The sequence below is a fragment of the Dongia sp. genome (assembly GCF_041909655.1).
Taxonomy (GTDB): Bacteria; Pseudomonadota; Alphaproteobacteria; order Dongiales; family Dongiaceae; genus Dongia.
Genome location: NZ_JAYRDA010000001.1, coordinates 285049 through 297734, shown reverse-complemented (window position 1 = coordinate 297734; position 12686 = coordinate 285049). Strand labels below are relative to the sequence as shown.

The 12686-nt window shown below is 61.5% G+C and carries 10 protein-coding genes; 1 reads left to right on the top strand and 9 read right to left on the bottom strand.

Annotation, left to right across the window (positions count from 1 at the left end):
- The first annotated feature begins 7 nt into the window (after positions 1-7).
- Complete coding sequence (locus ACE3PR_RS01285) at positions 8-463, top strand: GFA family protein (RefSeq protein ID WP_374367271.1); 456 nt, start codon at positions 8-10, stop codon at positions 461-463.
- Positions 464-484: 21 nt separating this feature from the next.
- Here ACE3PR_RS01285 and ACE3PR_RS01280 read toward each other — a convergent pair whose 3' ends face one another.
- The 9 genes from ACE3PR_RS01280 to ACE3PR_RS01240 all read right to left on the bottom strand — a co-directional run bounded on the left by ACE3PR_RS01280 (position 485) and on the right by ACE3PR_RS01240 (position 12644).
- On the bottom strand, positions 485-2617 hold the full coding sequence (locus ACE3PR_RS01280; RefSeq protein ID WP_374367268.1) for a catalase: 2133 nt from the start codon (positions 2615-2617) through the stop codon (positions 485-487).
- Positions 2618-2738: 121 nt separating this feature from the next.
- Positions 2739-3500 carry a PRC-barrel domain-containing protein gene (locus tag ACE3PR_RS01275; RefSeq protein WP_374367265.1) on the bottom strand — a complete coding sequence of 254 codons (762 nt, stop codon included), beginning with the start codon at positions 3498-3500 and terminating at the stop codon, positions 2739-2741.
- Positions 3501-3652: 152 nt separating this feature from the next.
- Positions 3653-5263: a GMC family oxidoreductase gene (locus tag ACE3PR_RS01270; RefSeq protein ID WP_374367262.1), complete on the bottom strand. Its 1611-nt coding sequence runs from the start codon at positions 5261-5263 to the stop codon at positions 3653-3655.
- A gap of 101 nt (positions 5264-5364) precedes the next feature.
- Complete coding sequence (locus tag ACE3PR_RS01265; RefSeq protein ID WP_374368065.1) at positions 5365-7827, bottom strand: two-component system VirA-like sensor kinase; 2463 nt, start codon at positions 7825-7827, stop codon at positions 5365-5367.
- A 26-nt stretch (positions 7828-7853) separates the two neighbouring features.
- Positions 7854-8711, bottom strand: coding sequence for a cytochrome-c peroxidase (locus tag ACE3PR_RS01260; protein WP_374367259.1), 858 nt, complete (start codon positions 8709-8711; stop codon positions 7854-7856).
- A 220-nt stretch (positions 8712-8931) separates the two neighbouring features.
- A complete protein-coding gene (locus ACE3PR_RS01255; RefSeq protein ID WP_374367256.1) occupies positions 8932-9465 on the bottom strand; it encodes a DUF1127 domain-containing protein in 534 nt (177 codons plus the stop codon).
- Positions 9466-9560: 95 nt separating this feature from the next.
- On the bottom strand, positions 9561-10352 hold the full coding sequence (locus ACE3PR_RS01250; RefSeq protein WP_374367253.1) for a response regulator: 792 nt from the start codon (positions 10350-10352) through the stop codon (positions 9561-9563).
- A 307-nt stretch (positions 10353-10659) separates the two neighbouring features.
- Positions 10660-11220, bottom strand: coding sequence for a YgjV family protein (locus tag ACE3PR_RS01245; protein WP_374367249.1), 561 nt, complete (start codon positions 11218-11220; stop codon positions 10660-10662).
- A gap of 53 nt (positions 11221-11273) precedes the next feature.
- Positions 11274-12644, bottom strand: a complete 1371-nt coding sequence (locus ACE3PR_RS01240; RefSeq protein ID WP_374367246.1) for an NAD(P)/FAD-dependent oxidoreductase — start codon at positions 12642-12644, stop codon at positions 11274-11276.
- Between the last annotated feature and the right edge of the window lie 42 nt (positions 12645-12686).

Here is a 12686-nt window from a genome sequence, read left to right as displayed (position 1 = left end):
GATCATCATGTTGCATGGCCGATGCAGTTGCGGCGAGGTTTCATTCGCCATCGATTCCCTGCCGCGCGACGTCCACTATTGTCACTGCAGCATGTGCCGGCGGGCGACCGGCAGCGCTTTTGCCGTGCTGGCCTGGTGCGACACCGCCAAGGTTACTTGGTTCGGTGCGCCTGCCAGCGAATTCCGCTCCTCCAACAAGGCGGTACGCGGCTTCTGTGGGGCCTGTGGCTCGCCTCTCTATATGAAATACGATGACGATGCCGAGATCGGACTCTATGTCGGCGCGTTCGACGAGCCGAAATCCTTCATCCCAACCCATCACTACGGCGCCGAGAACCGGCTCCTGTGGGTTGACATCGGCGCCTCACTGCCCAGTGAGGAATGCGAACGGAAGTCATTGGTCCAGGTGCTGACCGATATACCAGCGACGATTCAGAACGCATTACCCGGCAAAGCGCGCTGACGTTAGAAGCCTGGGGAGGCTCTACCGAGGCTTCGCTGGCTGTAATTGGGCCTCGCGTGCCCATATTCTATGCTGCTTTGCTGCCTCGATGAATGTGGCAAGGCCTCTGGCATCATCGATCGCGGCAATGCCCCCGTCGGCAGCAGCAAGGCTGGCTTTTTCCCAGATCCAGGCCAGTTCCTTCCGGTATCCGATCGCCTTGCAATGGGCGAAGGCATCGCGCAGCCAGTTGACGGCCGCGGGCTTCTTCATCAGGGCTTCGGCCCCCGCCGCGGATGCCGCCATGATCACGGCATCGAACAGCACGGATGGCGCCGCGTCCAATGCATCCGTGATCGGAAGTTCCTTGCCCTTGTCGTCCATGATGCCGCTGATTGTCGGGGCGATCAGAACCAGCCGGGCACCTTCCTTGGCAATCGCCTTTCGCAGGCGCTCCAACAACGCGCCGTCGCTGCCTTGTGTGACGAGGGCGGCCAGTTTGCGACCGTCGAGGCTGGGCTGCGCCTTGCCGATGATGCTCAATGCCGGCGAGGGTTTCAGATTGATCGGTGCTTTAAACGGCTCGATGCGGATGGCTTCTCCCTGCATGCCGAGCGCAGCTGCCACGCCCGCCTCCAAGGCCGGATCGATGATCCGGAGATGGCCCAGCATGCGGGTCCGGATGGCGGGCCGCGCCACCTTGCCCAGTTCGAAGGCAAAGGCGCTGACGATATGCCGCTGTTCGGGCACCGTCATCGATTGGAAGAATTGCCGGGCCTGGCTGTAATGGTCACCGAAGGAATCGCTGCGCTCACGCACACGCAAAGCCGGCTCGTCGGGAAAGGGTGCCACATGACTCGCAAAGCCGGTGCTGTGGCATTCCCGGGGTGAATCCGGTGCGATGCTGTTGGGCTCGTAATTGACCTGGCCTGTCGGCACCATCATCTGCATATGACCGTCCCGCTGCAGATTGCGGAACGGGCAGACCGGCCGATTGATCGGGATCTCATGGAAATTCGGCCCACCCAGCCGGCTGAGCTGGGTATCGAGATAGGAATGCAACCGACCCTGCAACAGTGGATCGTTGGTGAAATCGATGCCCGGCACGATATGGCCCGGGTGGAACGCAACCTGTTCCGTCTCGGCAAAGAAATTGTCGGGATTCCGGTCGAGCACCATGCGCCCGACCATCTGCACCGGGACCAGTTCTTCGGGGATGAACTTGGTCGGGTCGAGGACGTCGAAATCGAAGGTATTGGCGAATTTTTCATCGAAGATCTGGAGCCCCAGTTCGAATTCCGGGAAATTTCCGCTGTCGATCGCTTCCCAGAGGTCGCGCCGGTGAAAATCGTAATCGGCCCCGGCCAGCTTGACGGCCTCGTCCCAGACCAGAGAGGCCGAGCCGACGACCGGGCGCCAATGGAATTTGACGAATTTTGCCTGGCCCTTCGCGTTGATCATGCGGAAGGTATGGACACCGAAACCCTCCATCATGCGATAGGAGCGTGGGATGGCGCGGTCCGACATCACCCACATCAGCATGTTCATGCTTTCCGGCATCAGCGTGACGAAATCCCAGAACGTGTCATGAGCCGAGGCGGCCTGGGGAAACCCGCGATCCGGTTCCATTTTCACGGAATGAACAAGGTCTGGAAACTTCATCGCGTCCTGAATGAAGAAGACCGGGATATTGTTGCCGACGAGGTCGAAATTTCCCTCGCTGGTATAGAACTTGACCGCAAAGCCACGTACGTCGCGCGCCGTATCCACCGATCCGGCACCCCCGGCAACGGTCGAGAAGCGCACGAACACCCGCGTCCGTTCCTTGGGGTCGGCCAGGAACGCAGCCTTGGTGAGGGAAGCCATGGATTTATAGGGCTGGAAATAGCCATGGGCGCCGGAACCACGCGCATGCACGATCCGCTCCGGGATTCGCTCGTGGTCGAAATGCGTGATCTTTTCCCGCAGGATAAAATCTTCCAGCAGGGTCGGACCACGCGTGCCGGCGCGCAGGGAATTCTGATTGTCCGAAACGACCGTGCCCTGGTTGGTCGTCAACCGGTTGTCCGGCGCCATGGCTGTCTGATGGGTCTCGCCGCCGCCACCATTCTTGAGAGGTATGGATAGGTTGTTGCTGGCTTTTCCTGGCTTGGCTGTGGCTGGCTTCTTGGCCATGTCGGCACGTCCTTCGCTGCTGGGGAGGGTGGGTTTGTTCTGAGGCAGGGATAGCCGGGCCGCCCTTACGGGGAAGCGGCCCGGCCCACCACGGCTAGCTGACTGATCGAGGACGTTGTGATCAGTTGGCCGCCTGCGGATCGTATTCCGGCATGCCTTTCAGCGTTTCTTCGGTCGCGTTGATCATCAGGACTTCCTTGCCTTCGCGCTGCGCAAGCTCGATATCCTGCCAATCCAGCAGCACCGAATGGGCGCCCACGCCCAGCAAACCGCCGACATCGACAACCACACCCTGGACCTTGCCGTCCGACTGGAGAACGATTTCGTTGACCTCGCCGATCTTGTCGCCGCTCCCGCTCTCCACCGCGGCCCCGATGATGTTGCTGGTATTGACCGTACCGTCGCCGTTCATGATCGTATCGCCACCTCGCGCCGGCGTGGTCGCCGCGCCGGCCACCGTGCCGGTATAGGGCTCGCCATTCTCGGTCAGAACCTGACCCCCACGCTGCCCTTCGCGATAGGCATAGCCCTCGGCGGCCTCAGCCTGCTCCTTGGTCAGATTAGTGGCGACGATCTGCCCGTCGGGGCCCTGTGCCAAATCCGACCAGGCGAGGTTGAGCAGCTTCTCGCTTTCAAGCCACCCACTTACATCGACCACCACGGATTGCACTTCGCCGTTGGCATTGACGAGTACCGCATCGATATCGCCGATATCCGCGCCATTCACGTCATAGAGGTTTTCCCCGACAATGGTCGAGGCATCGACTGCCCGCGGCTGCCCCAAAGCCGGCGTTTCCGGCGTTGCTTCCTGTGCGATTGCCACCGGGGCGGCACTCACCAACAGCGCCGCCATAGCTGCGCTCAGCCAAAGCTGTCTTTTCATATCCTGCTCCTTTTGCGACATTGCACCGGCGCAAGCATCCCCCGAAAAGGGGTTTCACGCCTGCGCCGTTCCTGTCCAAACGCGCTCAGCCGGCATCGTTCCACCGGCGGGCCGTGACATTTGCAGCGACAGAAAAATGGCTCTGGTGCGGCCTATTGACCGGCGGCGATGAATTTCGCCGCCATCTCGCCGATCATTACCGCCGGGGCGTGGGTATTGCCCGAGACGATGTTGGGCATGATCGAGGCATCCACGACCCTGAGACCGCCAAGGCCATGCACCTTGAGCGTGGGATCGACCACCGCCATCGGATCCGTACCCATCTTGGCCGTGCCGACCGGATGGAAAATGGTGGTGGCGATATCTCCAGCCGCGCGAGCGAGATCTTCGGGCGAGACGATCTCGGCACCTGGCTTCGTCTCAAGCGGCCGGAATTCCTGCATGCGCCTGGTCGCCATCAGGCGCCGGGCCGCCGCGATCGATTCCACCGCCACGCGCCGGTCTTCCTCGGTCGAGAGATAATTGGGTGCGATCTCGGGTGGCGCGAAAGGATCGGGCGATTGGATCCGTACATGCCCGCGCGCCTCCGGCCGCAGATTGCAGACCGAAACCGTGATCGCGGGATAGTCATGCAAGGGCGTGCCGAACCGGTCGAGACTCAGGGGTTGCACATGGAACTCGATGTTGGGGGTGGCGAAACGCGCATCGGAGCGCATGAAGATGCCAAGCTGGCTCGGCGCCATCGACATCGGTCCCTTCCGCCACAGCGCATATTGCAGGGCGATCTGCGCTTTCCCGTGCCAGCGCGCCTGCCATTCGTTGAGCGTTCGCGCGCCCGATATGCGGAAGATGGTGCGAAGCTGCAGATGGTCCTGCAGATTTTCACCGACGCCGGGCAGTTCATGGACAATCGGGACGTCCAGTTCCCGCAGCAACCCGGTGGAACCCACACCCGAGACCTGCAGCAATTGCGGCGACCCGATCGACCCCGCCGAGAGGATCAGTTCCTTGCCGATCGCGACCTCGGCCGGCCGGCCATTGAGCCGCAGGGCAAGGCTCGTGGCGCGTTTCCCGGCAAAGCGGATGCGCTCGGCCTGGGCGCCAGTGACGATTTTCAGATTCGGCCGGTGCCGCACCGGCCGCAGAAAGGCCCGCGCCGCGTTGAAGCGGAAGCCGCCCTTCTGATTGACCTCGAAATAGGACGAACCCTCATTGTCGCCGCTGTTGAAATCCTCGACCTTGGGAACGCCGAGTTCCAGTGCCGCCTCGCGTACCGCATCGAGGATCGGCCAATGCAGGCGCTGCCGCTCGACTCGAAGTTCTCCGCCCTGGCCATGATACGGGCCATCCAGGCCGTGATGGTCTTCCGATTTCCGAAACAGCGGCAGCACATCCTCCCAGCCCCAGCCTGGATTGCCCGCCTGCCGCCAATTGTCATAATCCGCCGCCTGGCCGCGCATATAGATCATGCCGTTGATCGACGAACAGCCCCCCAGCACCCGGCCGCGCGGATAGGCCAGCACCCGGCCGTTCAATCCCGGCTCCGCCCGGGTGGTGAATCCCCAATCCGTGCGCGGATTGCCCATGCAATAGAGATAACCGACGGGAATATGGATCCAGTGGTAATTGTCGGAACCGCCCGCTTCGAGCAGCAGCACCCGATCGCGGCCATTGGCGCTGAGGCGGTTGGCCAGCACACAGCCCGCCGACCCCGCTCCGACGATCACATAATCCCAGGTTCCAAGCTCGTCACGATCGGTCATCTGGCGCCGGATTCCGTCCCATGGTGGCGCCGATATCTAGGCGATTTCCCGGCAATTCCGCAATGGGCGATCCTGCCATTGAGACGGTTACACCGCCTTGCTCAAGTGCCCGCCGCCGTGAGAAGTCCCTTGGGATGCCGCGCGTGATCGAGGCAGCGCGCGAGCACGGTCGACAATTCAGCCGAGTTCAGCGGACTGTGGACGATCTCGGAGATGCCCGCCGCGGCCAGCACCCGCGCGGCATAATCGCTGCTGGAGGGTGTGGCGAAGACGATCGGCCCCATACCCGGCAGTCGCTTCAACTCGCAGGCCAGATCAAGGGCGGTGTTGGCGCCATGCTGATGGCAGAGGATCAGCGCATCAAACCGTGCGGGATCGCCCAGGCAGGCGCCATAGGCCGCGCCGGGCTCGGAAAAGCCGATCGGTTCAAAGCCGAGAGCCGCCACGATCTCCTCATTGTGCAGCAGCCGCGTGCGGTTCGGATCGAACAGCAGAATACTCTCTCCACTCCCCCGCGGCGACGGAACATGCAATTGCTTTCTTGAAGAATCGTGCGCCGACGGATGGCATGGCAGCCAGATTTCGAAATGCGTGCCCTTGCCCGGTGAACTGCGGACATTGAGTCCGCCGGCATGGCCGCGCACGATCTCAAGGACTGTCGCGAGGCCCAGGCCATTGCCCTCCGCCCGGGTCGTGAAGAATGGATCGAAAATATGCTTCAGCGCCGCCGCGTCGATACCGCGCCCGGAATCGATGACGGCGATCACTGCATAGCTGCCGGGACAGCAGGTCGCATGGGAAAGCTGTATCGGCACCTCTACCTTGCGCAGGTCGACTTCGATGCGTACCTCGCCGGTATTCTCCATCGCCTGGGCCGCATTGTTGCAGACATTGAGGATGACCTGCTGCAATTGCTCGGCGAGACCGGAGACGACAATATCATCCCGCTCCACCTTGATTTCTGAGACAAACCGGCAGGATGAGGCCGCGCCGAGCAGCGAGACGGTTTCTTCCAGCAAAGTGATGAGATCGACATCGCGCGTCTCGCCCACCATGCCTCTGCCGAAAGTCAGTATCTGATGCACCAAGTCACGCGCGCGTTCGCCGGCGCGCCGGATTTCGGCCAGGGTCTCCGTAGGTTCGCGCCCGCTTTCCAGATAACTCGTGGCGATCTCGGTATAGCCCAGGATCGCCCCCACGATATTGTTGAAATTGTGTGCGATGCCACTGGCCAGCGCGCCGATGGTCTCCATCCGCCTCGCCTGCTGCATGATCTGTTCCAGCCGCTGCACTTCTTGTGCCAGCGCATCACGCTCGACGGCGTGCGTGAAGGCGTCGCGCGCCATGCGGAACAGGCTGAAATCCGTCGATGCCAGCAGGAAGTCGCCATCCACCGAATCGAAAGCCAGCAGGCCATCGATATGGCCGTCGGCGAGACGCGGGATGCACAGCCAGCTGCAGAGATCGCGTACTGCATTGTTTCGCCGAAGGGTCTGGACATTGCGGTTTCTCACCAGGATTTCAGTGCAACCGCCTGATCGCAACCGCGCCGCCAGAGTCATGGCCCGATCGGGCCATTGCGCCGGATACCTCACTCCCATCCGGCGCCAGCGATAGATCCGCTGTGGATTGGCAAGGACGAAATACGCCCGGTCGGCGCCGATCGTCTGCGCCAGTTCCTCCAGCGCACGCTCGATTTCGAGATCGATACTCTCCAGCGGCACATTGATGAGGCGCGTGGAAATGGTGGCGATGACATGCTCGATCTGCGCCGCGCGCTGGGCCGCCATGGCTTTGACCTGTAGCCGGTGGGCCAGAAACGCGATCAACCCCACCAGGACCAGCGAGATACCGTAAAGAAGATACCTGTAGACATTGGCCTTGCTTTCGCTGGCTTCAACATAGGAACTGAGGAAGCCGCGCATCTGCATCACCTGCGCTCCAGTCGGTACGGCAAAGATTGCCTGCAGGTGATCGTTCGTCGCCGGCAACAGATTGCGCAGCATCAATGCGTGCGCCAGCGCCGCCGCTACGTCGCTGCCGTCGGCCGGGGCCACATTCAGGGCTCGCAACTTGTCCAGCCGGCGATCGAGTTCACCGAGAGCCTCCGCAGACATATCGATCGTCAGCCTCAGCAGTGCCGTGGCGACACCGCCGATGACATGTGCGTTCCTGGGGTTCGCATCCACTTCTCTGAACCGGGCAGCAAAGACATTGAAATAAGCCAGGGAATTACGCAGGACGGCGTTCCGGCTTTTGAAATATTCGGTCAACGTTTCCTGCTGATGCACCATTTCACGCAGTTGCAACAGCTCCGCGCGATAGACAGGATCCATGGGCCCGAGAGCGCTGAGATGATCAACTATGGCATAGAGCGTGGTGATTTCCGATACCAGGGTATCATAGTTCCGCAGCATGCCGGAACGCGCCAGGAGCACATCGCGATGCAACGCACTCTCCGTGGCGGTAAAACGGTCGAGTTCACTGACGGCGAAACGGGTTCGGTCGGTATCGGCATTGGTGCCGGAAAGCGCCAGCCAGGTCAGCAATGCCAGCAGTAGCACACTCAAGGTCATTATTCGGGCGATGTTCATGGAACACGCGGTGCGGATTGGAAAGAAATATCGCCAGTGAGACTGCGCAGAAAGGCCGCGATGGACGCTACCTCCCCGGCGCTGATGCCGATATTCAACTGCGACGCAGCCATGCGCTGGATGGCAATCTCCAGACTTGCCGCGCTGCCGTCATGGAAGTAAGGCGCCGTGATGGCGACATTGCGCAGGCTGGGAACCCGTAACAGAACCGGATTGGGCGATGCCAGCGGCTTGAACAGGCCGTGGCGCGAGAACAAATTGCCGCCAATATTCCGGCCCTGATGGCAGGAAACACAGCCCAGCGATTTAAACAGCTTGTAGCCGCCTGCTTCGGCCGGCGACAACGCCGCCGGATCACCGTTCAGCCAGCGGTCGAAACGGCTGTTCGGCGTCACCAGCGTACGTTCGAAACTGGCCAGCGCGTCGAGCAGACTATCCGCATCCGGCCCGTGGCCGTAGACCTCCCTGAAACGGGCGACCATGCGATGATCCGCCATCAGCTTGATGGCCGCAGCCCCCGGCGAGGAATCCATAATGTTCGGGTTGCGCAACGACGCCGCCGCCTGTTCCTCCAGCGTGCGGAACTGGCCTTCCCAATTGAGGCGAAAACTGAGCACGGCATTGAATATGGTAGGCGTGTTGAGAGGCAGCGGCTTACCGTCTGCCCCGATGTCACGCGCGACCGCGCTGGCGCCGTTCGTTGCAAGATCGTGGCAAGTCGAACAGCTATGCGTACCATGCCGCGACAAACGCTTGTCTTGGAACAAGCTGGCACCCAGCCTCACACGTGCCAAAGGTTGCGCTTCGCCGGTGGTCACAGGTGTGATCGGCTCGTCTTGCATCTCGTGGGTCAAGACTGGCTCTGGTGGAGCCGCGGCACCGTCGATCGTCAACCAGATGAAAAGCAGGCAAAGCGGCGTGATGACCCATCCGCAGGGCTTTCTCCAATGCAAAATTGCGACTACCTCGGGCGGGGCTGGGGCCGGTCGGCCAAATGCCGACCGGCCGCCTCGTTGCCGGCATGATGAATCCCGGCATGATGAATCCCGGCATGATGAATCATTGCCATGCCGCTCACTCGCCTCGACCGTAGCGGACCATATGATCTATCTCCGAACGGGACATGCCGATGTCCCGCAATCCGCGGTCATCCATGGAGGACAGAATTGCGATCGAGCGCGCAATTTCCCGTTCACGTTGAATGAACCGAACCGGTGCAAGCAGCAGCGACCCACACCAGCGCAATGCGCGCCAGGTGACGGAATCCTGCTGAACCGATGCCGCTCGGGCGTCGGCATCCTCCGGCAAGACGAAGGCATCTTCTCGTTCGCCAGCTTCCTCGGCGTTGCCGCCATGCCCCTCATTCGCCGCCTGCCGGAACAGATCGACCTCGCTGCGCCGCGCCGCCTCCATCGTATGAAGCAATGGCGGATAGAAGGCAGCCGCATAGAGCGCGTATCCTTCCGTAAGATAGCCCAGAAAGCCGGGATCGGCCCGCTCTTCGCCATGATACTGCCTGCGGTTCAGATTGGCCGAGAGATGAGGGGTATTGTCCTGGTGCACGGATTCCATTTCAGTGAGATGAAACAATTTATTCTTCTTGCTCATGTTTTTCTCCTGCGGTTAGTGTCTGTTAAGATGGGTCGTGCCGGCTACCTGCCGATTACACGCCCGGACAGAGTGCGTTACTCCCGTAACCCGGTTCAGAACGACTGCACGTCCGGCGCAAAGACGTATCCAACGCCACGCTCGGTGCGAATCACCCGCGGCGCCGTCGGCTCAACCTCCAGCTTGCGGCGAAGGCGCAAAACCTGGACATCGATGCTGCGATCGAAAATGTCTTCATGAACGCGCGTTGCCTGCAGCAATTGTTCCCGCGACAAAGGACGCTGCGGCGCTTCGAGAAAGGCCAGCAGCAATGCGAATTCACCCTTGGTCAGGGCGATGACCTCGCCATTTGGATCGGTCAAGCGCCGCGCGCGCCGTTCCAATTGCCACCCCAGAAAGCGATAGCCGCCACGCTCGGGATGCTTTTCACGGGTGGCCCGGCCGATTTCCTGGCGCCGCAGGACGGCGCGGGCGCGCGCCAGCAATTCACGCAAACCAAAGGGTTTCGTCAGATAGTCATCCGCCCCGAGCTCCAAACCCACAACACGGTCGATCTCATCCGGCCGATGCCCTGTAATGATGATGACCGGCACATCGGAGTTGGCGCGAAGGTCCCGGAGAATGTCCAATCCGTCATCCGAGCCCAAACGCAGATCGAGAATGATGAGACCTGGCTGCGGTCCGCCCAGGTAGCGCATCATCTCCTGGCGACCGCCGGCGCAGCGGGCCGGCAGATTGTTGTCGCCGAAATAGGAGGTGACCATGCGGCAGATGGCCGGGTCGTCATCGACGACCAGGACGTAGCCGGCGCCCTGCGGCGGCTTCCCCTCCTCATGCGGCGGCGGGGATTTGACCGGCTTGCGCGTGGTCCAGGGTTGCAGCGACATCACGCTGCCTCACCGGTCAAAATGCGCAGCGCGCGCTGGTGGAACTCTCGGCTCGTTCGTGTTTTCATGATGATGCGTCCCTTGATGCTGTCTGACTCAAACCTAGACATCGGGGACGATCGCATCAGTGATCTCATTCACTCGAGCACAGGGAACTTTCCTACCCTTCCGGCTGTTCAATCCGATCCGGTTGTTCGGTCTCATTTGTGCAAAACCACCACATGTCATTGCAGCCGCAGAAAACGGGTCCTGCAGCTCGTCCGATACGAAAGAAGGCCCAACCTGTGCTTTGTCTGACCGCTGACCGCTACGGGGGAGACAATCGGGATTGACTGTGACGCTCTTGGCTCGCCTGGTCGGGCACGCCGGCAGGCCGGATCAGAGACCACAAGCCGACCATTAGGGAGATGGCATCGGCGATGGCGATGGGCGAAGCGATCAAGAGATCATGGATCAGCCAGAAGGGCGTGCCGGCCAGGACCAGAACACGCATCGCCTGAGCGCCGGCCTGCGCGCGGCCAAGTGCCACAAACGCCATCCCGATCACAGCCAGCCCCGAGATGAAACCCTCCCAGGTGATGATCCCCACTGCCACGATCAATCCGGCAAGCGCGTAACCGATCCATTGCCAGCGGGGCCGGTCGCCGGACAATAGACACACCGCGATCTGAATGGCGCCCAGCAGGTTGACGCCGGCCGCTGTCATTGCCCCGACCAGCGCGTAGTGCAAGGTCAGCCAGCCCAGCGCCGTCAACTGCATTGCCAGCATCGCCACGCGCGACCGGAACAGGGGCCACGCGCCAAGATAGAGAATGGCCAGGAAAGCGCTCACCGACGCCAGATGTTCGGCCGTGAACTTGAAGAACATGACTTTCTTCCATGTCAGCGCTTATGCCGCCGAAATACCGGGCGTCACCATGATCATTGGGTGGCTGTACTAAGCGCCCGCAGGCCATTGAGCTCGATATGCCCGAGTTCCAGACTCGGTGACGATTGGGGCAATTGGACGTTTGTCAGATTGATGCGCCCATAGAGATCGCGATGGACATCGGCATCGTCCATGGCTTCGCGATAGGTTGCAGCCTGGCGCTGCAGTTTTTCCTCCAGATTTTCCGGCCGCAAACCGACGGTCTCCGGATAAACGAAGTCCGGGATGACGGAGGTGCCCCAGGGCGATTCGATCAGAACCTCCGCCCGGGCGGTAAAATCCCTGCCGAGATTGGCCAATGGCGCCGCTTTCGCGGCATGTTCGATCAGGACCTCGCGCAGCATGATTGCCTCCAGTGCGGCAATGCTCATGCCCTGGCCATAGACCGGATTGAAACGGCAGATCGCATCGCCGATCGGCACCAGACCGCCCGGCAAGCGTGGCAATTCGCCGAAATGCCGCCAGATGCTTTCGCGGAATCTGAATCGCCCGATCTCGCCCACCTCGCGCGCGGCGCGCAGGGCATTGGCAATCGTCTGCGAGGACAGTTTCTCGGCAAAGGCACGGAAAGATTCCATATCGCCGGGCGGACGGTCGTTGCCGCGCCCGACCAGCAGAACTTGCCACAGCCCCTCGCCGAAGCGCACCACATAGCCGGATCGGCTGCTTTCCGGCGCGGTGGGCAATGTCGCGAAGGCGACCAGATCTTCCACCAACGATGCCGGGAATTCGAAGCGCCCCGTCGCGTAGCCGATATCGACGCCGATGCGGGTCATGCGGGGAATTTGACAGCCGCTGGCCTGGAGGCAATTCATCGTGAGCATGGCATGACTGCTGGCATCGACCACGAGATCGGCGCCCAACATATCCTCCTGGCCGTCACGCATCTCGTATCGGACGCCGATCACCCTGGCACCGTGCATCGCGGTCAGAATTTCGGTGGCACGGCTGCCCTCCCGCCATTCGACATTGTGCGTTTTGCCAAGCTGCCTGCGCAGCATCAATTCCAAAACCGGCCGCGGCATCGCAAAACTCTCGATGCCGAAATCCCGTTTCGGCAGGAAACCGAGGCCGGGAATCTCGCAGCCGATGTCGCGGCCGGCTTCGTAGGGGATGGCCCCGGCCAAGGCCAGATCGCGCCCAAGATCGGGGAACAGTTCCGACAGCGCCGCATAACCGCCCCCCAGGAGCAGATGCGGCTGTCGGCCTTGCGGCACCCCCGGGCGCACCCGGTCCTGCACCGGCAGATCATCCCGCTCCAGCACGATCACTCGTTGGAAAAAGTCTGCCAGGACACGCGCCGCGGAAAGACCTGCGATACCCGCGCCAATAACGACGGCTTGTTTGCCGATGGGGCTGTTCATGTCGGGATATGCCACGTTGACCTCGCGATATTGTTGAGGAGG

Coding starts and splice junctions, on each gene's coding strand:
- ACE3PR_RS01285 (WP_374367271.1), top strand. CDS start 8: ATGTTGCATGGCCGATGCAGTTGCGGCGAGGTTTCATTCGCCATCGAT.
- ACE3PR_RS01280 (WP_374367268.1), bottom strand. CDS start 2,617: ATGGCCAAGAAGCCAGCCACAGCCAAGCCAGGAAAAGCCAGCAACAAC.
- ACE3PR_RS01275 (WP_374367265.1), bottom strand. CDS start 3,500: ATGAAAAGACAGCTTTGGCTGAGCGCAGCTATGGCGGCGCTGTTGGTG.
- ACE3PR_RS01270 (WP_374367262.1), bottom strand. CDS start 5,263: ATGACCGATCGTGACGAGCTTGGAACCTGGGATTATGTGATCGTCGGA.
- ACE3PR_RS01255 (WP_374367256.1), bottom strand. CDS start 9,465: ATGAGCAAGAAGAATAAATTGTTTCATCTCACTGAAATGGAATCCGTG.
- ACE3PR_RS01250 (WP_374367253.1), bottom strand. CDS start 10,352: ATGTCGCTGCAACCCTGGACCACGCGCAAGCCGGTCAAATCCCCGCCG.
- ACE3PR_RS01245 (WP_374367249.1), bottom strand. CDS start 11,220: ATGTTCTTCAAGTTCACGGCCGAACATCTGGCGTCGGTGAGCGCTTTC.
- ACE3PR_RS01240 (WP_374367246.1), bottom strand. CDS start 12,644: ATGAACAGCCCCATCGGCAAACAAGCCGTCGTTATTGGCGCGGGTATC.